The following is a 23,403-nucleotide window of genomic DNA, read 5'->3' on the forward strand; positions in this document are numbered from 1 at the left end:
GTAACAACCGCACCGCAGCTCAAGAGTCGCCGCAGGAGAGAACGAGGCGCGGGGTGATGTCAGCCTTCCCTTCCTTGGGCCGTGGCCGACGGATGCGGAGTATGGACGGTGGGAGGCTCCGGGCGAGGATGTGGTGGGGCTCGCCCGGAGCCTTTCCGGGTCACCTGCGGATGCCTAGGCGGGCATGTCTAGGCGGGCATGTCTAGGCGGGCATGCTGTAGGTCACGCGGAAACGGTCGCCGGGAATGACGATGTCGCTCGTCTCCACAGGGCGGTCGCCGGCCCAGTGGGTGCGTTCGACGTGCAGGACGTTGACGCCCGCCGACAGGTCGAGCGCGTCGCTCTCGGCCGGGCGGGGCACGCGGGTGCTGACGCTCTCCACGACCTCGGTGATTTTTATGCCGTGCGCGTACAGTCGGGCCACCAGGCTGCGCCGTTCCTCCTCTGTGTGCGGAGCGAAGTCCATCGGCTCGTACGAGGTGGCGAGTTGGAGCGGTCTTCCGTCGCCTCGGAAGACGTAGTGGGTCTTGGTGAGCGTGGTCGTCTCCTTGACCCGGAGCCTGCGGGCGATCTCGGGGCCCGCTTCGGCCGGCTCGCTGTGCCAGTCCCAGGTCACGCGCCTGCCCTGGGACTGCAGGTCGGCGGCGATCGGGGCTGGATGGTCGAGGTAACGCCACCGGTGGAGAGGGGTCAGGACGGGGCGTTCCCTGACGTAATGGCCTGAGCCGACGCGGCCGATGATGAGGCCCTCGCCCGCGAGCACGCGGAGAGCATGACGAGCGGCAGTCTCGCCCACCTGGTATTTGCGGGTCAGTTGCGCCCGTGACGGAATGGGTGCACCCGGGGGAAGGGTGCCGTCGGTGATCTGTCGCCGGATGTCTTCGACGACACGCAGGTAGACCGGATCTGAGGTGGCCACTAGTCCATCCCTGGGGGTTCGTGTGAGGCGTTGCCCCATGTTGCCGTATTCGGCAGGTAACCGACCGTCATCGATGGCTGCTGGAGCCCCAACTTTGCGATGGCGGAAAATTATCGGAGAAACCCTGTAACGCAGCCGTAAGGGGCTCCGATTCTCCGGTAGAGGTCGTCGATGTGTGTACCCCCGAGCACATATCGGCGACCTCTTCCATTGCCTGGCCCTGCCTGGAGAGTCAGCCCGGCCTTCCGTGACCTGGCGCGACGAGGTGACGGATCGGTGCGCGGGCGGTTGATGCCGGGAGGCGCCCGCCTGGCTGGAGGCGCCATTTCGGTCCAGCATGCCGTCTCCGAGCGGTACGTGGGAGGGAAAGTGGTCATCTCGTCTTGGGACGGAGTGGCCGTGCCCGAGAAGCCACTTACGTCCTAGGTTGTGCCATCTAGACCTATTTGACGCTCTGTGAGATCGGGGACATCGATGATCGGCATTGGCCGCCTTCTTCCTGGTGACCGTGATGCTTGGGAAGAGCTGTTCCGGGCGTACATCGACTTCTATGAGCGCAGCGAGCCGGACGAGATGTACGAGAGGGCCTGGGAGGAATTCCAGGCGGACACCCGTTTGCATGCCTTCGGAGCGAGACGGGACGACGACGGGAGGCTCGTGGGGCTCGTCCATTTCCTCACCCACGCGAGCACGTCCGCTCCCGACACCGATGTCTGCTACCTCCAGGACCTGTTCACCGCGCCCGACGCCCGCGGCGAGGGCGTGGGACGCGCCCTGATCGAAGCGGTGACCAGGTGGGCGCGGGAGCGAGGCTGCTCGCGGGTGTACTGGAACACGCACGAGTCCAACAGCACCGCCAGGCGCCTGTACGACAAGGTCGCCGAGAACCGGGGCTTCATCCGGTACCAGATCGATCTGCCGGCGTAGCGCCGTTCGGAAGGGCTTCGGCATGGACCGCGCGAACCCGAAGGTTTGTACGGTCCCCGTCAGGGGATCAACCTCTGAAATGCCCGCGAAGGGGGATGAAGAGCGGTTCCAGGCAGGCAAAGCGGGGTGGCGGCGTCCAATGGATTTCCGAATCCGGGTAGCGTTCGCACTATGGCATCGCCAACTGGAACCACCGACGCACCCTTCGGCCGCATGTTGACCGCCATGGTCACGCCGTTCACTCCGGACGGCGACGTCGACTACGGCGCCGTGCGGCGGCTCGCCACCTACCTGGTGCACGAGCAGCACAACGACGGTCTGATCGTCAACGGGACGACCGGCGAGTCTCCCACCACCACCGACGAGGAGAAGCAGCGCATCCTCAGCGCCGTCCTCGAAGCGGTCGGTGACCGGGCGACCGTGGTCGCGGGGGCGGGCACGAACGACACCCGCCACAGCGTGGAACTCGCCAGGCAGGCCGCCCGCGCCGGTGCGCACGGGCTGCTTGTGGTGACGCCTTACTACAACAAACCCCCGCAGGAGGGGCTCTACCGGCACTTCACCGCCGTCGCCGACGCGACCGACCTTCCCGTGATGCTCTATGACATCCCGGGACGAAGCGGTGTGCCGATCAAGACTGAAACGCTCATCCGGCTCGCGCAGCACGAGCGCATCGTGGCCGTCAAGGACGCCAAGGGTGACCTTTTCGCCGGCAGCCAGGTGATGACGGCGACCGATCTCGCCTTCTACTCCGGCGACGACCTGCTCAACCTCGCCTGGCTCTCGCTCGGCGCGGCCGGGTTCGTCAGCGTGGTGGGACACGTCGTGGGCGCCGAGCTGGCGCGGATGATCCGCCTGCACAAGAGCGGCGACGTCGCCGGCGCGCTGGCCGTTCACACGCAGGTCGCGCCCGTCGTGGACGGCATCATGCTGCGTGCGGGTGGCGCGATCATGGCGAAGGCGGCGCTGAGCATGGTCGGCGTTCCGGCGGGCCCGGTGCGGCTGCCGCTCGTGGACGCCACAGAACAGCAGATCGCCGAGCTGCGTGCCTGCCTGGTAGCCGGCGGGGTGAAGTTGACAGACGTATAGGAACGGGGAGGAACCAGCAGTTTTGTACACACGATTTGACTGTGGGGGCCAAGCATGAGCCATCCACATCCTGAGCTTGGCCCCCCGCCGGCGCTGCCCGAAGGCGGCCTGCGCATCGTCGCGCTCGGCGGGCTGGGAGAGATCGGCAGGAACATGGCCGTCTTCGAGTACGACGGCCGCTTGCTGATCGTCGACTGCGGGGTGTTGTTCCCCGAGCCCGACCAGCCGGGCGTCGACCTCATCCTGCCCGACTTCGAATACATCAGGGACCGCCTCGACGACGTCGAGGCCATAGTGCTCACACACGCCCACGAGGACCACATCGGGGCGGTGCCGTACCTGTTGCGCGAACGGCGTGACATCCGGCTGATCGGGTCCAAGCTCACCTTGGCCCTGATCGAGGCCAAACTTAGCGAACACCGGATCCAGCCGAACAAGCTCGAGGTGGTCGAGGGCGAGCGGCACGTCTTCGGGCCGTTCGACTGCGAGTTCCTCGCGGTCAACCACTCGATCCCTGACGCGCTCGCCGTGGCGATCAGGACACCGGCCGGCATCGTCCTGCACACCGGCGACTTCCGCATGGACCAGTTGCCGAGCGACGGCCGGCTCACCGACCTCGGCGGCTTCGCCAGGCTCGGCAGCGAGGGCGTCGACCTGCTGATGTCCGACTCCACGAACGCCGAGGTGCCGGGATTCGTCACCAGCGAGCGGGAGATCGCGCCGGTCATCGATGAGGTGATCCGCACGTCCGAGCAGCGGGTCATCGTCGCCAGTTTCGCCTCCCACGTCCATCGCATCCAGCAGGTCATGGACGCCGCCGCCAGGCACCGCCGCAAGGTCGCCCTGGTCGGCCGGTCGATGATCCGCAACATGGGCGTGGCTCGCGACCTGGGCTACCTCAAGGTGCCGCCGGACCTGATCGTCGACTCGCGCGACATCGAGGAATGGCCGCCGCAGGACGTGGTGCTCATCTGCACCGGCTCCCAGGGCGAGCCCATGGCGGCGCTGTCCAGGATGGCCAACCGCGATCACCCGATCCGCATCGCCGAAGGCGACACCGTGCTGCTGGCCTCGTCGCTGGTGCCAGGGAACGAGGCGGCGGTCAACAAGGTGATCAACGGGCTGACCAGGTGGGGCGCCAGGGTCGTCCACAAGGGCAACGCCAAGGTGCACGTCTCCGGCCACGCGGCCGCCGGCGAGCTCCTGTACGTCCTGAACCTGACCCGGCCCTCCAACTTCATGCCCGTGCACGGCGAGTGGCGGCACCTGCGCGCGCACGCCAAGCTCGCCGCCCTCACCGGCGTGCCCGATGACCACATCGTCATCGCCGAGGACGGAGTCGTGGTCGACCTGGTCGACGGCCGGGCGAAGATCGTCGGGGCCGTGCACGCCGGCTACGTGTACGTGGACGGCACGTCCGTAGGCGAGATCACCGACACCTCGCTCAAGGACCGCAGGATCCTGGGTGACGAGGGCTTCATCTCGGTGGTCGTGGTCGTCGACTCGAACACGGGCAAGCTCACCGCCGGTCCCGAGATCCACGCCCGTGGCTCGGGTATCGATCCGGCGCAGTTCGACGAGTTCATCCCGCAGATCCAGCGCGCGCTCGAGGAGAAGGCCGCTGACGGCGTGGTGGACATGCAGGAGATCCGCCGTGTGGTCCGCCGCACGGTGGGGCGCTGGGTGAGCGACACCTATCGCCGGCGGCCGATGATCATCCCTGTGGTGCTCGAGGTCTGACATTCCGGGTGGTACGGCAGACGCCGCTCTCGTCTGCCGTACCGATGGCAGCCGCCCTGGCAACGGTGCGCCCCTGCCGCCTGGTACCGAGGGACTGGCTGTGCGATGTCGAACTGATGCCGTGGCCGAGACCTGGAGAGCTGGCGGCAGTGCGCTGTGAACCGGCGGTGGCGCCATGTGAACCGGTGGTCGCTCGCTGAAAAGCGGTGGCGGAGTGCTGCCGGCAGGCGGCCGTACGCTGCGGGTCGGTGGCGGGTGGCGAAGCGGCGGCAACGCAGTGCGAGCTGGTGGCAGCCCACTGCTGAGCACGCCTGACGCGTCGTGCCGCCTGTGCACCGCCAGAATCACTCTGCGTCGGCCACCTGTAGCCACTCGCTCGCGTTCACTGAGCGCAACGGCCTCCCCTTGTTCGCTGTGTGCAGCGGTCCGTGGGCCTGTGAAGGGCGACGCCGTTCGGGCGCGTCCTCCCGGTGCGGCCGCTTGCCCAGCCCTGTTGTACGACGCCGTCCAAGAGCCTCCGCTGAGAGCCGCCGTTCGTGCGCCTGTGCCGGGTGCCGCCGTTCGTACGTCTCTGCCGTCCGCTTTTGCCGGTTGCTCGGGTCCACGCGGCGAGGCGAGTGACATGGCTTTGTTGTCCGCAGCTGAGGGTCGGGTCACGCCGGACGGCATATACGGAGGCGAGGCCGGCCGTCCGGACGGGAGGGCGCGGTGCCAAGCATGACGCAGGTGGCGCGCTGCTTGATGGAGCCCGCGCTCAAGGAGCAGCCGGACCCTGGGCCTCAGCTGACGCATGTCAGGGGATCCTTCGGAGCATCAGACATCCCTTCGGCGCATCGTCCACACGGCCGCGAGGAGAGGGAGGGCCGCGTAGGCGACGAGGACGGCGGTGGCGGCCGCGGGTGACAAAAGCGAGCCGTACACCGAGGAGGCGTTGCCATCGCCGATGATCTGGTGCGGCAGGGCACCGATCATGATCGAGCCGAGGCGCTCGCTCCATGGCTCGGGGATGTTGCCGATGATGATGGGAACCACGTAGACGAGGCCGGCGATGGCGGCGATCGCACCGGCCGCTGAGCGAAGCAGTGCGCCCAATCCCAGGCCGAGCAGTGCGAAGACCGGGACCGTGAGACTGATGACCGTCAAGATCGGCAGCTTGTCCAGGAACGCGACCGTGTAGGCGCCGGAGAACCGGTCGCCCAGCACCACCCGGGAGACCGCGTAGGCTCCGAAGACGGTGACCAGGCCGACGACCAGGCCCAGCGTCCCGATGATGGCGGCCTTGGCAGCGAGGACGGGCCAGCGCCGAGGGACGATCGTGAGGCTCGTCCTGATGAGGCCCGTCACGTATTCGGAGGTCACGGCCAGCGTGCCGAGGATGCCCAGACAGAGCTGCGGCACGATCACCAGGACTTCTTCCAGGTCCGCGATACGGGCGTCGGGGCGCTTGTCCACCGGAGCGCTGTCGTAGGCGCCGGCGGCACCCACGGCGAGTGCGAGGCCCAGCAGGATCGTGCACATGCTGATGCCGAGGATGACGTAGGTCGAGCGGACCGAGCGGACCTTGAGCCATTCCGCCGCGAGCACGCTCATGACGCCGCGCTCCGGTCGGCGGCGGCGGGGGAACGCCCCTGCTGCCGGCTGCAAATGGTCGTGCGGCACGCTGCGCGGGCCTTCGCTGGCGTGGTCATACGTCTCTTCTCCTGAGCAGGTGGTGGCCGATGGCGAGGGCGATCAACGGGTAGGCGACGAGTGCGGCGAGAGCGGCCCAGAGCGGAAGCAGACCGTCGCCGAGGCGGCTGGAAAGGCGTTGACCGGCTATCTGAGGGACGAGGTTGGGCAGCAGGAACGTGGCGATGCGGTTGTTCCATGGCTCGGGGAGGTAGTTGACGACGCCGGGCAGGACGAACAGAACCGCCACGACGGACCCGATCGCGGCCGCCGTCGAGCGGACCGCCGTGCCGAGACCCAGGCCGACCAGAGCGAGAGCGGTGACGGACAGGCCCGAGGCCAGCAGCATCGGAAGGTCGTCGGGTAACGAGGTCGAGTTGAAACCCAGGGAACGGCCGTTCGCGATCAGGCGACTCAGCGAGTAGGTGACCAGGAGGACGACATTGGCCGCGACGAACGTGACCAGGCCGATGAGGGCGGTCTTGGCCAGGAGGAACCTGCTGCGGTTCGGGGCCGTGATGAGGTGGGTGCGGATCATGCCGGTGGCGTACTCGCTGGTGACGGCCAGCACGCCCAGAGTCGCCAGGCTGATCTGGACGAGCGGCAGGAAGCCCTCCTCGGGCGCCGCCGCGCGGAGGGAGCCACGCTGGTCGGCCAGGCCGCTCACATAGAACGTCCACACCACGCCCAAGACGATCATGAGGGCGGCCGCCCCCAGCGCCTGATAGGTGGAGGGCAGGGAGCGCAGCTTGAGCCACTCGGAGGCTATGGCCGCCCTCATCGGACCGACCCGTATTGGACGCTGTCGGCCGTCAGAGCCAGGTAGGCGTCTTCGAGCGACGGATAGCGGCTGGTCAGCTCGGTGACGGTCGCCTCGGCGACCAGCCGCCCCCGGCCGATGATGACGATGCGCTCGGCGGTGAGGGCCATCTCGCTCATCAGATGGCTGGAGAGCAGGATCGTCCGGCCCTCGGCGGCCAAGGAGCGCATCAGGCCGCGGATCCAGCGCACGCCGTCGGGATCGAGACCGTTCACCGGCTCGTCGAACATCAGCACCCCGGGATCGCCGAGCAGGGCGGCGGCGATGCCCAGGCGCTGTTTCATGCCGAGGGAGAAACCGCCCACGCGTTTGCGGGCCACACCCGCCAGGCCGACCTGCTCCAGCACCTCGGCCACGCGCATCGGACCGATGTCGTTGGTGCGGGCCAGCGCGAGGAGATGGTTGTAGGCGCTCCGGCCTCCGTGCACCGCGCCGGCGTCCAGCAGGGCGCCGACCTCGCGCATCGGCTTGCGGAACGTGGTGTAACGCCGGCCGTTGACGAGGGCCTGCCCGGAGGTGGGGGCGTCGAGGCCCAGGATCAGGCGCATCGTGGTCGACTTGCCCGCGCCGTTGGGGCCCAGGAACCCGGTCACGTGACCGGGCTCGACAGTGAAGGACAGGTCATCCACGGCGAGCGTGTCGCCGTAACGCTTGGTGAGGTGCTGTAGTTCGATCACGGCGTAAAGCCTGGCCCGACGAGGGCGGGCGGCGCGTCGGACCAGGGTCCGAACTTCAAGGTCAGACCCTGGGTTGACGTGCGGACACCGTGGCAGCGGCTACGGTTCCTTGCGTGGACGAGACCATCGACAGGGTGAGCAGGGCGGACAAGCACCCCTTCTTCGCCAGACGGCTGAGTCACGGGCAGCTGATCATGCTCGACCTGGCGGCTGGGTTCGTCCTCGCCTTCGTGTTCTTCACCTCGGCGGCGGCCGCGACGCAGCTGCCGCCGTGGGCGAGGATCAGCTTGCCGCTCGCTCTGGGGCTGCCCCTGGCGCTACGGAGGTTGTGGCCGATGCCGGTCTTCCTCTTCACGCTGGTGCTCGCGGTCGTGGGCCAGGTGCTGGGCGCCGTCGCGTTCCCCTACTTAGCGCCTGCGTACGCGCTCTACGTGGTCGCCTTGGGCAACCGCGCCGGCAGCGTGGTGCCCGTCTCGGCCATCGGGACCTTGAGCCTGCTCACGCTGGCGGGGCTCGTGGTGGCGGGCACGCCACAGCAATCCGTCCCCTCCTGGGTCCTGAATCTCGACGAACCCCTGATGGCGATCGCGGCGCTGGGGGGCGCCTGGACGATCGGGCGAGCGGTGTACGAGCGGCGACTGTACGCGGCGCGGAACGCCGAGCGACTGGCGGCACAGGCGGTGACGCGAGAACGCTTCCGGATCGCGCGGGAGCTGCACGACGTCGTCACGCACAACGTCGGCTTGATCGCGGTCAAGGCGGGCGTGGCGAATCACGTGATCACGACCAGGCCCGAGGAGGCGCAGGACGCTCTTCGCGTGATCGAGACGGCCAGCCGGAGTGCCCTGGTCGAGATGCGACACCTTCTCGGGATGCTGCGCTCCACGTCAGAGGCGCCTGACCGGGCGCCGGCGCCGGGGCTTGCCGGCCTGGAAAGCCTGGCGCGCCAGGCGCGATCGGCCGGGGTCGAGGTGCAGTTGGAAACCCGGCTACGCGGCGGGAGCCCAGGGCCATGGAACGTGGGAGACGGAAGCGACGGCGCAACCGTTGCATGTGGCGCGGAAGGGGGGAGTGGCGGCGACCGCGGGGTAGCCGGTTCCGCTGCGGTGGGCCGGTTGCCGGAGGGAGTCGAGCTGGCGGTCTATCGGATTGTCCAGGAGGCGCTGACCAATGTGATCAAGCATGCCTCGCCTGCGCGCTGCCGGGTTTCGGTGGTGGGTGACGGGAAGGACGTGCGGGTCGAAGTGGTCGATGACGGGCCTGGGAGACGTACCTTGCCTTCTCCCGGGGTCGGTCACGGGCTGATCGGTATGCGTGAGCGGGTGATGATGTACGGCGGTGTGTTCGAGGCGGAGAGCCTGCCTGGACGGGGGTTCCGGGTCTTCGCGCGGTTGCCGTACGAGGAGGTCACGTGATCCGGGTGGTGATCGCCGACGATCAGGCGTTGCTCCGGGGAAGCTTCAAGGTGTTGGTCGACTCCGAGCCCGACCTGGTCGTGGTGGGGGAGGCGGCCACGGGTACGGAGGCGGTCGCGGTCGTTCACGAGCAGCGGCCGGACGTGGTGCTGATGGATGTGCGCATGCCGGAGATGGACGGGATCGAGGCCACGCGGCGGATCAAGGACGTTGCCCGGGTTCTGGTCGTGACCATGTTCGACCTGGATGCTCACGTCTATGACGCCCTGCGTGCCGGGGCCAGCGGCTTCCTGCTGAAGGACACGCCTCCGGCCGAGTTGCTGAGCGCTGTCCGGGTGGTGGCCGGAGGTGAAGCCTTGCTTGCTCCCACGGTGACGCGTCGGTTGATCGAGCAGTTCACCAGGAGTCCGGTGGTGCCGCAGGTCAAAGGGCTGGAAGGGGTTACGGAGCGGGAGCGTGAGGTGCTGTTGCTGATCGCGCGGGGACTGTCGAACGGGGAGATCGCGCGCCATCTGCAGGTGAGCTTGGCGACGGTGAAGACGCACATCACGCGGTTGCTGGCCAAGTTGGAAGCGCGTGACCGGGCGCAGCTCGTGATTGCCGCCTATGAGAGCGGGCTTGTCTCCGCGGCGCCTTGAGGGGGTGATGACGTGGTGGCTTTGGTCGGATTTGCGAACGATGGGTGGGCTGTATGGGAGCGGGTGGGTGCCCCCGACCGGGGTCGGGGGCGCGGGTGGTGTGGCTAGGCGCCGTCCTTCTCTACCAGGCGGTCGAGTCTGATTCCTAGGTCGATCATTTCGCAGCGTATGGTGTCAAGCGCCCTCACCAGGTCGGAGCGGGAAGCCTTGAAGGAGTCGTTGAAGTGGCGGCGGACACCGGCCAGCTCGTCGCCCCACGCCTTGAAGTCCTCGGCGATGTCGGCCCGGAGTTCGGCGAGGTCCGTTCGCAGGGCGGTGATGAGGCTCAGGGTTGCCGTGCGGTCCAGGGCGGAGACCATTTTCGCCTCCAGGGCCTCGACGCGGAGCTTCAAATCGAGGATCTCCGTCTGCACGTCCACGCATTCCTACCTTTGCGGTAGTCGGGAGAGACACCGGCCCCGTGACCGGGTCTCACTTGCTGTTACCCATGGTGACAAGCAGTTTGGAGTTGTGTGACACGCCGATCGGGCGACGGGTAGGGGTTTGTACTCCCGCGGATTGAGCCGTTCATACCGGGGTTTCAGCACGTCCCATTTGCAGGCGTTTCCGGAGGAGAAAAACTGCCCCGGCGTGTGAGGCGTTTGGGGGCTATGTCGGGCTTTGTGGATTAAAGTCCGGATGTCCAGGTCTGTGATGATCATGTCGGTTGACGTGGGAGTGTGGACGGCGTGGGCGGGCGATGGCCGGGCGGAGTGGAAGCGAGGTGTGCGGTGGCCGGGCTGAGTGCGAGGCGTTGTGTGGCATGGCCGGGTGGAGTGGAAGTGCAAGTGTGAGGGTCGGGTGGAATGGAAGCGCGGTGTGCGGTGGCCGGGCGGAACGGGAAGCGTTGTGTGGCATGGTCGGGTGGAGTGGAAGTGCGGGTGCCCGATGGTCTAAGGGAAGAGATAGGGCGGCTTTTCTGATTGCTGGCTATGTCGGATATCGCGATCGATCGTCAGATTATGGCCTTGAGTTAACGTATCTGTTGGTTCGATAGCGGAGGGCGGATGGAGTGGGCTTTTGGTAGGTGAACATGCAGCTCGCTTTGTAGTTGGTCAGTCGTTGGTGATTAGGGGCTAGGAGGTTGTGTAGGTGAGTCGTTGGGCTGCGTGAGCGGCAGGTGTGGGTGGTTGGCCGCATTCTGTCTATGGGTGTGTCGATTCCTGCGCGCTGCGCTGAGCTTGCGATGGTGGCATTGGTTGATTGGCGGCCGGCGGTGAGCTCGGGTGCATGGTGAGGGGCTTTGCGGGGATCGGGTGGGTGGTTGGGGCGGTGCTTGAGTTCTGCTGTGGGGGGCAGGGGCGGGAGCTATGGCTATGTCGATGAGGAAAGCGCTGCTCCGGACCGGAGCGGCTACTGCGGCTGCGGCGGTAGCGGGATCATTGGTGACTGATCCTCGTACTCACTGGTACAGGCGGTTGCGGAAGCCGGCCTGGCAGCCGCCGGCGCAGGTGTTCCCGCTCGTGTGGACGCCGCTCTACGGGCTCATCGCGTACGGAGGCGCGCGGGCACTCGCGCGCGGGGAGGAAGGGCAGCGGAAGGCGCTCGGGTGGGCGCTGGGCGGGAATCTGGCGCTCAATGCCGGCTGGCCCGCGCTCTTCTTCCGGGCGCGGTCACCGCGGTGGGCTCTGGCCGAGATCGCGGCCCTCAATCTCTCGAACGCGGTGCTGGTTCGGCAGGCCATGAGGGCGGATCGGGTGGCGGGGGCTGCTCTGCTGCCGTATGCGGCGTGGACGTTGTTCGCGACTGCGTTGAATGCTTCTATTGTGCGGCGTAATCGGGAATAGGTTCGTGGGTTGTGTGCATCGCCGTGCTATTGCCCAGGCGTAGGGCTTTGTGCGGGGTGGGTGCTGTCATGCGTGGATGTGGGTTTTTGTGAGTGTTGCTCGTTAGTGGGAGCTTGGGTAATCGGGCGACGGGGGCGATCTCTGTTGCCTCGGAGCCCCCAGGGGATTTCGGGGGTTGCGGCCAAGTGCAGCAACTTTCGGCAGTGGGGGCGGCCATGTCGGGACCGTGTGGGCGTCGCTCGTGGCGTTTTGGCCATGGAACTGCGCAGTTGGTCGCCGGTGCCGGGTGACCTGCTGGATCCGCCTCGGGCGGCTGGGTCGCCGTGAGGGTGGACACTGAGCCGTTTTCATCCCCATGCGGCGAGTGTTGATCACAGCATGATCGCAAGGTTGACGTTCACCTGAGGACATGGCGAAACCCCTGGTAGACGGGTTGATCACCACAATCACGTCCGCCACCACCAGGGGCCTCGAATGCTTTTCTATCGTGCTGCCGTCGATTTGTCGCGCCGAACTCTGAACTACGTCGCGGGCCTCATCCGCCGGCACCGCCAGGCCATCGGCTCAACCTGGCGGCTGCTCAACCCGGGACAGCAGGCCCTGCTCGTACTGGTCTACCTGCGCAAGGGAGAGACCTTCCCTGAGCTCGGGGCCGGTTTCGGCGTCTCGACGGCGACGGCGTGGCGGTACGTGGAGGAGACCGTGATGCTGCTGTCGGCGCGCTCGCCCAAGCTCGGCCAGGCGCTGCGCAAGGCTAAGCGGGATGGGCTGCACTACCTGGTGCTGGACGGCACGCTGATCCGCATCGACCGGATCGCCGCCGACCGGCTGTACTTCTCCGGCAAGCACCGCGTCCATGGCATGAACATCCAGGTCATCGCGACACCGGACGGAACGATCCTGTGGACCTCGGGCGCGTTGCCGGGTAAGACCCACGACCTGAGCGCCGCCCGCATCTGGGGCATCCTGCGCGCACTGGAGCAGGCCGGCATCGTCACCCTGGCCGACAATGCCTACCAGGGAGCCGAAGGCCCGGTCCGCACCCCGTACAAGGGCAGGCACAAGCCCGAATCCCAGAAGCAGGCCAACCGCGCCCACGCCAGGCTCCGAGGCCCCGGTGAGCGCGCGAACGCCCAGCTGAAGAGCTGGAAGGTGTTTCGGAAGCTACGCTGCAGCCCGTCCAAGGCCGGCCACCTGTGCAAGGCCATCGCCGTCCTGCAGAATCACCGAGTTGCGCAGGCGGTGTGAGGATGAAAAGCGTTCACTGGTGGGCGATGGTTGGTTCCGATGCGAGCCAGCACGTCGGCTGACTTGGCGTCCTCCGCTACAAACCGTCGCCAGCTCGATGCGCGGGACATTTCGGGAATGTGGGTGGGTGGTCGCGGGCTGACTGGGGAGATTGTCCGGCTGATGCTGGGCTTCACGTCGTGATGTCCATCGGGGCGGGCGGCTGCGACGACCGACGTCCGAAGCGCAGCCGCGTCCAGATAGCGGGGCCCTGCTCGGCGAGTTGATGGGCCAGTGCTCACGACGTGTGAGTCCATCGGCGATCATGCGCTGGTGACAGTCTCTGGGGCTGCTCAAGAGTGAGGTGAGGGCGGTGTTGGCTGGTCAGGGGCCACCGCCGCCGGAACTGCCTCAGGAACTTCCGTCAGGTGAGGTGGGTGAGGGCTTCGGTCAAGGCTGTCAGGCGTTGGGGGGAGGCGAGGCCGGCGTGGTACAGGTGGAAGTCCGTGGCGCCCGCCTTGGCGTAGGTGCTGAGGTGGTTGGCCAGGACCGAAGGGTCGGCTGGGCGGGGCGGGAGGGCCAGGACGTAGGCGCCTACCCGCTGGTTCGGGGTGGACAGCGTGGTCAGGTGGGTGAGGCGGGCGGCGTCCTGGGCCGGGTCGCTCCAGCAGTTGGCAACCAGGACGTCTGCGGCAGGGTCGCCGTCAGGGAGGGCGGCGAAGGCGCCCGTGGCCCAGGGGTCGGGGTTCGCGTGCAGGGTGATGGGGACGTCCGGGGCGATATCGCGGGCGGTGGTGAGCAGGCGTCGGCGCAGGGACGCGGAGAGGGCGACGCGGGTGGCGCGCACTTCGTCCGCCAGTGATTCAAGGGCCTCTTCGATCGTGGTGAAGCCGGGGGTGGTGGGGAGGGTGCGGTCGAGGGCGGCGCGGACCCTTGCTCGGGTGGGCTCCGGATAGCGGGGGGCGCAGGTGGCGCAGAAGCACAGGGAGAGCAGGTCGGAGTCGACAGCGGTCCAGTCGGCGCCGGACGTCTTCTCGTGGACGCTCTGGTGGCCGAAGCCCATCGGGCCGCAGGCCTCCAGAATGAGGCCGTCAGGGGAGGCCACCGTGAGGATCTCCCTGACGAGGCGGTCGCAGTAGTCGAGGACGTCCTCGTGGGCGGGGCAGAGCGCGTACGGGTACGGGTCGCCGAAGGCGTTGCGGACCACCAGGTCCGGGTTGGCGGCGCCGAGGTGGGAGTTGTGGGTCAGGACCGTCCAGGCGTGGACCTGGAGGCCGGCCGTCTTCAGGGCGTCCCTGGCCTGCAGGTACGCATCCGCCGGGGTCCAGGTCGGAGCAGCCGGCACCAGGCGGGACCAGGCGGAGGGGCGTACCGGGAGGTAGAGGGCGGGGTACGGGACGTCCAGGACGCGGTGTGACGGATGGTACGGGGTGGCGGCGCGGGTCGAGTGGTAGCTCGCGGCCAGTGCGATCGCGTCCACGCCTAGAGCGGCCAGGCGGTCGGGTGCGGACGGGTCGCCGACCACGTCCCAGGGGTAGACGTAGGCGACGTTCATGGGACGACTCGGCTCCTGAGGCTGGGTACGGCGGGGGTTGGGATGGGTGACATTGGCGGGTCGTCGATGTCGATGTCGATGTCGATGCCGATGTCGGGCTGGGGCATCGGGTCGGGGCGTCGGGTTGGGGCGGGGTGTGCTGGGTTGAGCTGGGGTGTGTCGGGTTGAGGTGGGGGCGTCGGATTGGGGCGGTTGGGCTTAGGGATGGGCTTCAGGGGACGCGGTGTGAAGGCTGGGGCTGGTGGCGGTCAGAACCTGGGCGCCAAGGGCGGGGTGGGTCTGGATTGAGGGCGGCCTGGGGCGGCCTGGATTGAGGGCGGCCTGGGGCGGCCCTGCATTGTGGGTGGGGCGGCCTGAATGGATGGGTGGGTGGGGCGTCCTGAATGGATGGGGCGGGTCTGCGTGGCTGGGGCGAGGCTGATCGGGTGGGTGCGGCGGGTCTGAATGGGTGGGTGCGGCGGGCCTGAATGGGGGGCGGGGTGACGTGATGAGAGCTGGAGGTGGAAGGGCGCTGGCCGAGTGAGCTGGCGTCGTGGATGGCAGGCGGTGTGGATGACACGACGGCACGGGTGTTATCGGGAAGGTGGGGTTGCGGGGAGGTGAGGGTCACCGGCGGGGTGGTTGGTGGAGAAGGCGGGTTGCGGGGAGGTGGGGGTTACCAGCGGGGGCGGTTGGCGGAGAAGGTGGGGGTGAAGCGTTGCATGTACGTCGTGTCGTCCCGTGCCACGATGCCGCACCTCTCGTACTGCTCGTGCATGCGGGCCAGCGCGTCCCGGTCGAGTTCGACGCCGAGGCCCGGGCCGGTGGGGACGGGGACCGCGCCGTCGACGAAGCGGAGCGCGCCGGGGGCGACCACGTCCTGGCCGTCCTGCCAGGGGGTGTGGGTGTCGCAGGCGAACGTGAGGTTCGGGGTGGCGGCGGCCAGGTGGGTCATGGCGGCGAGGCTGATGCCCTGGTGGGAGTTGGAGTGCATGGACAGCGACAGGCCGAACGTGCCGCACAGGCTGGCCACGTGCGAGGAGCGGACGAGGCCGCCCCAGTAGTGGTGGTCCAGCAGGAGCACGCCGATCGCCCGTGCGGCGATGGCGGGGGGCAGGTGGTCGGGGGTGACGACGCACATGTTCGTGGCTAGGGGCATGGGGACCGAGGCGGCGACCTCGGCCATGCCGTCGATGCCGGAGGTGGGGTCCTCCAGGTACTGGAGGCGGCCTTCGAGCTCGCGCCCGACGCGGATGGAGGTCGCGACGGTCCAGGCGGCGTTCGGGTCGAGGCGCAGCGGCACGCCGGGGAACGCCTCGTGCAGGGCGTTGATGGCGGCGATCTCCTCATCCGGCGGGTACACGCCGCCCTTGAGCTTGATCGACCGGAAGCCGTACTCCTTGATCAGGAGGGCGGCCTGCTCGACGACGCCGGCCGGGTCGAGCGCCGCGCCGAAGCGGTCCGGCTCGTCGCCGGGGTGGCCGGCCCACTTGTAGAACAGGTACGCGCTGTACTCGACGGCGTCGCGGACGCGGCCCCCGAGCAGGTCGACGACGGGCACGCCGGCGGCCTTGCCGCGGATGTCCAGGCAGGCGACCTCGAAGGCGGCGAAGACGCGGTCGACGCTCTTCTCCTTGGTCGCGACGCCGGTGAGGCCGTGCAGGTCGGTGACGGCGTCGCCGACGGCGGCGGCGATGCGGGCGTACATCTCGTTGGTGGCGTGCACGTCCAGCCCGATCAGGATCTGGGCGCACTCGCGTACTTTGCCGAGATGTCCCAGGTCGCCGTACGTCTCACCGAGCCCGGTCAGTCCCTCGTCCGTGACGACCTCGACAATGGTACGGAGGGCCCACGGCTCGTGGACCCCGGCGGCGTTGAGGAGGGGCGGATCCCGGAAGGCGATCGGTGTTACGCGGATCTCCCTGATGATCATCTCAACCGCCGTCCATATATGTGAACAATAGCCAGATTTGTGGACAAGTATCCAGAACTGTAAGAATCAGGCTGAAGAAGTGTCAAGACTCCGAAGGGCCATTCGATGATCTACGGACACGACCCCAGGACCGGCCAGACCGTGGGCGACGCCCTGCCAGAGACCGACGCGGCCGGAGTCGACCTGGTCGTTTCCGCCGCGGCGGCGGCCGGGCAGGCGTGGCGGGCCACCCCGGCGGCCGAGCGGGCGCAGGCGCTGGAGGCGGTCGCCGACGCCCTCGCGGCGCACGTGGACGAGTTGTGGCAGCTCGCCGACCAGGAGACCGCCCTCGGCGAGGTGCGCCTGCGCGGCGAGGTGGCACGGACGGCCGGGCAGTTCCGGCTCTTCGCCGAGGTGATCAGGGATGGCGGCTACCTGGAAGCCATCATCGACCACGCCGACGCCTCGCTGACGCCGCCCCGGCCGGACGTGCGGCGGATGAAGCACGCGCTGCCGGGCGTGGTGGCCGTGTTCGCGGCGAGCAACTTCCCGTTCGCGTTCTCGGTGGCCGGCGGCGACACCGCCTCGGCACTGGCGGCCGGCTGCTCCGTGGTGGTCAAGGCGCACCCCGGGCACCCGAACACCTCCGAGCGCGTGGCGAAGATCGTCCGCGAGGCGCTGCCGTACCCGGACCTGCTGGGACTGGTCCAGGGCATGCAGGCCGGAGCGGACCTGGTCAAGCACCCGCTGGTGGTCGCGGCCGGGTTCACCGGGTCGGTGGCCGGAGGCAAGGCGATCCAGAAGCTCATCGACGAGCGGGAGACGCCGATCCCCTTCTACGGGGAGCTCGGGAGCGTCAACCCCGTGGTCGTGCTGCCGTCCGCGCCGGTGGACGCGGTGGCCGCCGGGTTCGCCGGGTCGCTGACGCTGGGGGTCGGGCAGTTCTGCACCAACCCGGGGCTGATGTTCGTGCCCGAGGGCGACGAGCTGCGCAAGGCGCTCGTGGCGGCGGTCGAGGGCACCAGCGGCGGGCCGATGCTGGCCGAGCGCATCAGGGACGGCTACCTCGGCGGCGTCGAACGGCTCGGCGAGCTGCGGCTGCTGGCCGAGGGCAAGGCGGGCGAGGGGAGCTGGGCGGTGACGCCCAAGGTGTTCACCACCGACCTCGACACCTTCGCCGGGAAGCTGCCGGAGATCGGTGAGGAATGCTTCGGGCCGGCGTCGATCGTGGTGACCTACCGGGAGATCGGGGAGCTGCGGGCGGTGCTCGAACGGCTCGACGGCTCGCTGACGGCCACCGTCCACGGCACCGACCCGGACGAGGCCGGCGACGTCACCGAGGTGCTCGCGCGCAAGGCAGGACGGCTCATCTGGAACGGGTGGCCCACCGGCGTGGCCGTGTGCTGGGCCATGCACCACGGCGGGCCCTGGCCGTCCGCCACCACGTCGTCCACCTCCGTGGGGGCCACGGCCATCGAGCGGTGGCTGGCGCCCACGGCGTACCAGGACTGGCCGGAGGGGCTGCTGCCGGACGAGCTCAAGGACGGCAACCCGCTCGGGATCCCGCGGCGGGTGGACGGGCGGTTGCAGCTCGGCGGGTGAACTCGCCGGGGTGGCGGGGTTGCTCCCGTCCCGTCCCGTCCCATCCCGTCTCGTCCCGTCTCGTCCCGTGCACTCGCATCGCGAGGGCGATCGACAACGGCCAGGCATCCTGCGGGTGCCTGGCCGTTGGCATCGGTGCCGGTGCCGGCGTCGGTGCTGGTGTCGGGGGCCGTCGCGTCACGCGGTTACAGGTCCGAGAGGACTCGGGTGCAGGGGGGTGCAGGGGCGAAGGCTCACGGCGCGGAAGGGGCGAGAGCGAAGGTGGAGGCGGCGAGGTGAAGGTGGCGGGGCGAGGGCGGGTGAGGGTGTAGGCGGCGGGGACGAGGATGGGGGTGGCGCGGTGGCGGTGGCGGTGGCGCGGCCATGGCGGTGGCGCGGTGGCGGTGGCGGTGGCGCAGCCATGGCGGTGGCGCGGCCATGGCGGTGGCAGTGGACGGGAGCAGTGGACGGGAGCAGTGGACGGGAGCAGTGGACGGTAAGGGTGGCGGTGGGGGTGGGGATGGCGGTGGGGGTAGGGATGGCGGTGGGGGTGGGTCAGCGGATGCCTTCTCTGCGCAGTGTGGCGGCGAGCTTGCGGGTGTGCTTGATCACCGCGTCCGTCGCCCGTTCGACGTCCGCGGGCGGCAGCCCCGCGGGCATCGAGCAGCTGATCGCGTCCGTGGCGGGGATGCGGTAGTCGACGGCCACCGCCACGCAGGCGACCCCGGGCGTGCCCTGCTCGCGCTCGTAGGACCAACCCCTGGTGCGCACCTGGTCCAGCTCGCCGGTGAGCTTGGCGAGGTCGGTGATCGAGTGCTCGGTCAGCCCCTGCAGCGGGTCGGGGAGCAGGGCCACGACCTCGTCGTCGGTGAGCTGGGCGAGCAGGACCTGGCCGAGCGCGGTCACGTGGGCGGGCAGCCGCCGGCCCACCCGCGGGATGACGTGCGCGGCCTCGCGCGACTCTCGGGTGGCGAGGTAGAGCACGTGCGCGCCGTCCCTGCGGGCGAAGTGCACGGTCTGCCCGATCTCGTCCCGCAGGTCCTCCAGGGTCTCCTGGGCGAACGGCAGCGCCGGGTCCTTGTCAAGGTACGCCGTCCCGGTCAGCAGCGCGTGCGGCCCGATGCCGAACGCCGACCGGCCCGAGTCGGTCTCGACCCAGTTGAGCTCGACCAGGGTCCGCATGAGGGCGTGCAGGCTGCTGCGCGGGAAACCCGTGCGCTGCTGGAGCTCCGACAGTGTCAGGTTCTCGTGCGACTCGGCCAGCGCTTCGAGGATGCGTACGGTCCGTTCCGCGGACTTGACCAGCTGGGGCTCCATGCTCATCCCATCTCGATGACCCGATATCACATCCAGCATACGGGACGACGTCCATATACGTGGACGTCTAACCCTTCACCGCCCCGCTGGTGAGCCCGCGCATGAACTGACGCTGGAACGCCAGGAACGCGATGATCGACGGCAGCAGCGCCAGCAGCGAGGCCGCGAGCAGCACGCCGATGCCCACCTCCTCGTCCGAGCGCAGCGAGCGCAGCGCGATCGGCAGCGTCCACATGGTGGACTCGGTCGCGACGATCAGCGGCAGCAGGTACTGGTCCCAGATCATGGTGAACCCGAACACGCCGATCACGCCGAGCGCCGGCCGGCACAGCGGCACGATGATCGTGGCGAAGATGCGCAGCTCGCCGGCCCCGTCGATGCGCGCGGCCTCCTCCAGCTCGACCGGCACCTCCTTCATGAACTCGGTCATGACCAGGATGGAGAAGCCCCAGGCGCCCACCGGCAGGATCATCCCGGCGTAGGTGCCGATGAGGTTGAGGTGCAGCACCGGCATGTCGGCCAGGACGAGCGACAGCGGGATCGCGATGATCTCCTCCGGCAGCATCATCGTGGCCAGCATCAGCAGCATGACGACCGTCATGCCGCGGAACTTCTTGCGCGCCAGCGCGTACGCCGCGAACACGCTCACCAGCATCTGCAGCAGCAGCCCGAAACCCACCACCACGAACGAGTTCAGCAGGTAGAGGTAGACGTTCTTGTCCTTGGCCTGGACGAAGTTCTCCAGCGTGAACTCGTCCGGCCACAACGTGAACGACGTCGGGTCGAGGGTCTTGCTGAACGCGCTGACGAGCAGCCCGACGAGCGGCCCGGTGAAGACCACGACCATGAGCCCGTAGACGACGAACCGCGCGGCCACGGCCAGCGGCCCCTTGCGCGACTCGAGCCCCAGAGCGCTGTCGAACCTCATGCCGGCTGCCTCCTGCGCATCATCTGCACGATCACCGTGAGCACGAGCGTGGCCAGGAACAGCACGATCCCGCCCGCGGACGCCACGCCCAGCTCGTTCTTCTGGAAGCCGAGCTTGTAGATGAGCGTCATCAGCACCTCCGAGGAGCCGTTCGGGCCGCCGTTGGTGAGCACGTAGACCTCGACGAAGACGCGCAGCCCGCGGATGGCCGCGAGCGTGAACAGGATCCAGAACACCGGCCGCAGCGCGGGCAGCGTGATGTGCCGCAGCCGCCGCCAGGTGGAGGCCCCGTCCACGGCCGCCGCCTCGTAGAGCGTGCGGTCCACGCCGACCAGCCCGGCCAGGAAGATCATCATGTCGTACGGGGTGCCGCGCCAGACGCTCATCAGCATGATCGACCACAGCGAGGAGTGCTCGCTGGCCAGCCAGGGCTGGGGATCGATGCCGGCCCAGCCGATGATGACGTTCAGCATCCCGCTGTCGGCCGGGTGGAACATGATCCGCCACACCTCGGCCACCGCCGCCATCGTGGTCACGACCGGCAGGAACGCCGCCGTCCGGACGAACCACAGGTAGCGGGCCGGGCCCTCGATGAGCAGCGCGAAGCCGAGACCCAGCACGATCGAGCCGACCGTGGTGCCGAGCGCCAGCACCACGGAGTGCCAGATCGCTCCGGCGAACTCGTCGTCGGTGATGATCGTGGCGTAGTTGTCGACGCCGACCCACTCGTCGCCGAGGAACGTCTGGACCTTGAAGAAGCTCTTCCACAGGCCCACGAACATCGGGATGAACTTGAAGTACAGGAACAGCAGCAGCGCGGGCGCCAGGAACAGCCAGGCGACCAGCGGCCCCCGCCACCGCGCCTGCTTGGCGCGGCGACGAGGGGGCGCGGTGGGGGCTCCCGCCCGGGTGACGGTCGTGGTCATGACGCTTTCTGGTTCTGCAGTTCCTGGGTGAGCTTGGTGTTCAGCCCGTCCATGGCCGTCTTGACGTCGGCCGAGCAGTCGGCCCACACGGCGTTGATGGCGTCGGCGGAGGTCTGCCGGATCGGCGCCCAGTTCGGCACCGGCGGCGCGTAGACGGCGAAGTCGTAGGACTCCTGGAACACCTTCCAGCGCGGGTCCTGCCGCTCGGCGGCCATGTCCACGCCCTTGTTGACCGGCAGCCGGACGATGGCGCCGTTGGCGTCCTTGTTCATGCCGATCCGCTGGCCCTCGGGGGAGATGGCGAACTCGGCGAACTTCTTCTGCGCGTCCTGCATCCGCGAGCCGGCCATGAGGTAGACGTTCTCGCCCTCGCCGAGCGTGCCGGGGCCGCCGGAGGGGCCCTTGGGCACCGGCAGGACCTCGATCTTGTCGGTGCCGATGCTCTTGACGAAGCGGGCCAGCACGTACGGGCCGACCAGGTAGATGCCGCCCTGGCCCTTCTCGAACACCTCGTGCGTGACGGTCGTGTCGTTGCTGACCGCGCCCGGGTTGACCGTCTTGGCCTTGCAGAACTGGTCCTGGAGGTACTGGACGGCCTCGACGAACCTCGGGTCGTTCGCGGTGGCGACGTACTTGCCGGGGCCGTTGGCCTTGAGGAAGTCGCCGCCGTTGGCGTAGATGAGGGAGGAGGCGTACCAGGAGGCGTAGCCGCGCTTGGTGCCGGCGGGGGCGACGAAGCCGCTGGTGTCCTTCTGGCCGTTGCCGTCGGGGTCCTTCTCGGTGAAGGCGGCGGCCAGCTTGGCGAGGTCCTCCCAGGTCTTCGGCGGCTCCATGCCGACCTTCTCGCGCCAGTCCTTGCGCACGATCAGGGCGAACGCCTGCGCGGAGAAGGGCGCGCCGTAGTACTTGCCGTCGCTGCCGGCGGCGGCCTGCCAGGCCCGGTCGGCGAGCTGGTCGGCGCCGGCCAGGGACGATTTGTTCACCTCCTGGAGCCAGCCCTGCGAGTGCATGTTGCCGAGCTGGGCGGTGTCGTTGATGACGATGTCGGGGAGCTGCCGCTGGGCGGCCTGCTGGTTCAGCTTGGTCTCGAAGTCGTCGAAGAGCGCGACGACCTTGGTCTTGACGCCGCTCGCCTTGGTGAAGGCGTCGGCGAGTTTCTGCGCGGTCTTGGCGGAGTCGGAATCGGGCGCCTGCCTGATCCAGATCTCCAGGGTGTTGTCCGTGGAACCCGTTCCTCCGGAACCGCAGCCGGTCACCGTTGCGGCGAGGGTCGCGACGAGCGCCACCCCCAGCAGACGACGTGACATCAGACCGCCTCCCGTTCACATACGTGGACATGAGTCAAAGAGATGAACTCGTGGCTGTGAACGTAACTACGCCATGCATCACGGTCAATATTCAAGGATGTGAATTTCGGACAGAATCGTGTACACCATGGAGTCATGCGCATTCTCATGACCGGCGCCGCCGGGAAGGTCGGCACCCTGCTCCGCCCGCGGCTCGCCCGCGAGGGCCGCACGCTGCGGCTCTCCGACCTCCAGGCCGTCGAGACCGGCCCGGGGGAGGAGCAGGTGACCGCCGACCTCGCCGACCCGGCCGCCGTGGCCGAGGCCATGAAAGGCGTGGACGCGGTGATCCACCTGGGCGGCCAGAGCCGCGAGCACCCCTGGGCCGACATCGTGCACGCCAACATCAACGGCACCCAGGTGCTGCTGGAGGCGGCGCGCGAGGCGGGCGTGCGGCAGCTCGTGCTCATGGGCAGCCATCACGCGGCGGGCTTCCACACCAGGCCGGCGGGCGGCGAGGACCTGCCGGACTACGCCTTCCCGCGCCCCGACACCTTCTACGGCGTCAGCAAGGTCGTCATGGAGGCGCTCGGCAGCCTCTACCACGACCGGTTCGGCATGAACATCACCGTCGTCCGGCTCGGCACCTGCAACGAGGGCTCGCTCGACACCCGCGGCCTGGCCACCTGGATCTCGCCCGACGACCTGGCCCGCCTGATCGAGGCCGCGCTGGTCGCGCCCGGCTTCCACGTGGTGTGGGGCGTCTCGGACAACGCCCGCCGCTGGTGGTCGCTGAAGGAGGCCGAGGCCATCGGCTACGTCTCGCGGGACGACTCGGAGCCGCGGGCGGCGGCGCTGATCGCCGAGCAGGGCGAGCCCGACCTGTCGGACCCCGTCCACGACCGCGCCGGCGGCGTGTTCACGCTGAAGGAGCTCGGCGGGCGCTGGTGAGCCCGCAGTACGGCAACCGGTT

Annotated in this window: 19 protein-coding genes and 1 pseudogene; 9 read left to right on the forward strand and 11 right to left on the reverse strand. The window is 68.6% G+C overall.

The features are described 5' to 3' along the window. Positions 1–202 precede the first annotated feature (202 nt). Positions 203–1,258: a GntR family transcriptional regulator gene (locus MF672_RS39170; protein ID WP_308210615.1), complete on the reverse strand. Its 1,056-nt coding sequence runs from the start codon at positions 1,256–1,258 to the stop codon at positions 203–205. A 135-nt stretch (positions 1,259–1,393) separates the two neighbouring features. Between MF672_RS39170 and MF672_RS39180 the strand changes: the two genes are divergently transcribed. From MF672_RS39180 to MF672_RS39190, 3 genes are all read left to right on the forward strand, one after another. After that, positions 1,394–1,846 carry a GNAT family N-acetyltransferase gene (locus MF672_RS39180; protein WP_242373842.1) on the forward strand — a complete coding sequence of 151 codons (453 nt, stop codon included), beginning with the start codon at positions 1,394–1,396 and terminating at the stop codon, positions 1,844–1,846. 171 nt (positions 1,847–2,017) lie between these two features. Beyond that, on the forward strand, positions 2,018–2,935 hold the full coding sequence (dapA, locus tag MF672_RS39185; RefSeq protein WP_242373918.1) for a 4-hydroxy-tetrahydrodipicolinate synthase: 918 nt from the start codon (positions 2,018–2,020) through the stop codon (positions 2,933–2,935). A 54-nt stretch (positions 2,936–2,989) separates the two neighbouring features. Next, a complete protein-coding gene (locus MF672_RS39190; RefSeq protein ID WP_242373843.1) occupies positions 2,990–4,675 on the forward strand; it encodes a ribonuclease J in 1,686 nt (561 codons plus the stop codon). A gap of 813 nt (positions 4,676–5,488) precedes the next feature. On the opposite strand, the gene MF672_RS39195 is transcribed toward MF672_RS39190, so the two are convergent. From MF672_RS39195 to MF672_RS39205, 3 genes and pseudogenes are all read right to left on the reverse strand, one after another. Then, positions 5,489–6,265, reverse strand: coding sequence for an ABC transporter permease subunit (locus tag MF672_RS39195; RefSeq protein WP_242373844.1), 777 nt, complete (start codon positions 6,263–6,265; stop codon positions 5,489–5,491). A gap of 94 nt (positions 6,266–6,359) precedes the next feature. Further along, positions 6,360–7,124, reverse strand: coding sequence for a DUF2705 family protein (locus MF672_RS39200; RefSeq protein ID WP_242373845.1), 765 nt, complete (start codon positions 7,122–7,124; stop codon positions 6,360–6,362). Positions 7,125–7,186: 62 nt separating this feature from the next. After that, positions 7,187–7,840: pseudogene (locus MF672_RS39205) on the reverse strand (ABC transporter ATP-binding protein); the annotation flags it as partial. Positions 7,841–7,953: 113 nt separating this feature from the next. Between MF672_RS39205 and MF672_RS39210 the strand changes: the two are divergent. Then, positions 7,954–9,255 carry a sensor histidine kinase gene (locus MF672_RS39210; RefSeq protein ID WP_242373847.1) on the forward strand — a complete coding sequence of 434 codons (1,302 nt, stop codon included), beginning with the start codon at positions 7,954–7,956 and terminating at the stop codon, positions 9,253–9,255. Then, the gene (locus MF672_RS39215; protein WP_242373848.1) at positions 9,252–9,893 is read left to right on the forward strand and encodes a response regulator; all 642 of its coding nucleotides are present in this window, start codon (positions 9,252–9,254) and stop codon (positions 9,891–9,893) included. The genes MF672_RS39210 and MF672_RS39215 overlap by 4 nt, the downstream gene beginning before the upstream one ends. Positions 9,894–9,997: 104 nt before the next feature. Here MF672_RS39215 and MF672_RS39220 read toward each other — a convergent pair whose 3' ends face one another. Beyond that, the gene (locus MF672_RS39220; protein ID WP_242373849.1) at positions 9,998–10,312 is read right to left on the reverse strand and encodes a hypothetical protein; all 315 of its coding nucleotides are present in this window, start codon (positions 10,310–10,312) and stop codon (positions 9,998–10,000) included. A 942-nt stretch (positions 10,313–11,254) separates the two neighbouring features. Between MF672_RS39220 and MF672_RS39225 the strand changes: the two genes are divergently transcribed. Both MF672_RS39225 and MF672_RS39230 read left to right on the forward strand, forming a co-directional pair. Next, a complete protein-coding gene (locus tag MF672_RS39225) occupies positions 11,255–11,719 on the forward strand; it encodes a TspO/MBR family protein (protein ID WP_242373850.1) in 465 nt (154 codons plus the stop codon). 474 nt (positions 11,720–12,193) lie between these two features. Then, positions 12,194–12,967: a transposase family protein gene (locus MF672_RS39230; protein WP_242373851.1), complete on the forward strand. Its 774-nt coding sequence runs from the start codon at positions 12,194–12,196 to the stop codon at positions 12,965–12,967. A gap of 403 nt (positions 12,968–13,370) precedes the next feature. On the opposite strand, the gene MF672_RS39235 is transcribed toward MF672_RS39230, so the two are convergent. Further along, positions 13,371–14,501 carry a glycoside hydrolase family protein gene (locus MF672_RS39235; RefSeq protein ID WP_242373852.1) on the reverse strand — a complete coding sequence of 377 codons (1,131 nt, stop codon included), beginning with the start codon at positions 14,499–14,501 and terminating at the stop codon, positions 13,371–13,373. A 655-nt stretch (positions 14,502–15,156) separates the two neighbouring features. After that, the gene (locus MF672_RS39240) at positions 15,157–16,413 is read right to left on the reverse strand and encodes a glucarate dehydratase family protein (RefSeq protein ID WP_242373853.1); all 1,257 of its coding nucleotides are present in this window, start codon (positions 16,411–16,413) and stop codon (positions 15,157–15,159) included. Between the two features lie 105 nt (positions 16,414–16,518). Here MF672_RS39240 and MF672_RS39245 point away from each other — a divergent pair, with 105 nt between their 5' ends. Next, positions 16,519–17,994, forward strand: coding sequence for an aldehyde dehydrogenase (NADP(+)) (locus MF672_RS39245; protein WP_242373854.1), 1,476 nt, complete (start codon positions 16,519–16,521; stop codon positions 17,992–17,994). A gap of 534 nt (positions 17,995–18,528) precedes the next feature. Here MF672_RS39245 and MF672_RS39250 read toward each other — a convergent pair. The 4 genes from MF672_RS39250 to MF672_RS39265 all read right to left on the reverse strand — a co-directional run bounded on the left by MF672_RS39250 (position 18,529) and on the right by MF672_RS39265 (position 22,451). Beyond that, positions 18,529–19,290, reverse strand: a complete 762-nt coding sequence (locus MF672_RS39250) for an IclR family transcriptional regulator (RefSeq protein ID WP_242373855.1) — start codon at positions 19,288–19,290, stop codon at positions 18,529–18,531. Positions 19,291–19,357: 67 nt separating this feature from the next. After that, a complete protein-coding gene (locus MF672_RS39255; protein WP_242373856.1) occupies positions 19,358–20,218 on the reverse strand; it encodes a carbohydrate ABC transporter permease in 861 nt (286 codons plus the stop codon). Then, positions 20,215–21,144 (reverse strand): carbohydrate ABC transporter permease, encoded by a 930-nt coding sequence (locus tag MF672_RS39260; RefSeq protein WP_242373857.1) that lies wholly within the window; start codon positions 21,142–21,144, stop codon positions 20,215–20,217. Before MF672_RS39260 ends, MF672_RS39255 begins: the two co-directional genes overlap by 4 nt. Continuing rightward, positions 21,141–22,451, reverse strand: coding sequence for a sugar ABC transporter substrate-binding protein (locus tag MF672_RS39265; RefSeq protein ID WP_242373858.1), 1,311 nt, complete (start codon positions 22,449–22,451; stop codon positions 21,141–21,143). Before MF672_RS39265 ends, MF672_RS39260 begins: the two co-directional genes overlap by 4 nt. A gap of 135 nt (positions 22,452–22,586) precedes the next feature. Between MF672_RS39265 and MF672_RS39270 the strand changes: the two genes are divergently transcribed. Beyond that, positions 22,587–23,381: an NAD-dependent epimerase/dehydratase family protein gene (locus MF672_RS39270; RefSeq protein WP_242373859.1), complete on the forward strand. Its 795-nt coding sequence runs from the start codon at positions 22,587–22,589 to the stop codon at positions 23,379–23,381. Positions 23,382–23,403 lie beyond the last annotated feature (22 nt).

The organism is Actinomadura luzonensis (assembly GCF_022664455.2).
Taxonomy (GTDB): domain Bacteria; phylum Actinomycetota; class Actinomycetes; order Streptosporangiales; family Streptosporangiaceae; genus Nonomuraea; species Nonomuraea luzonensis.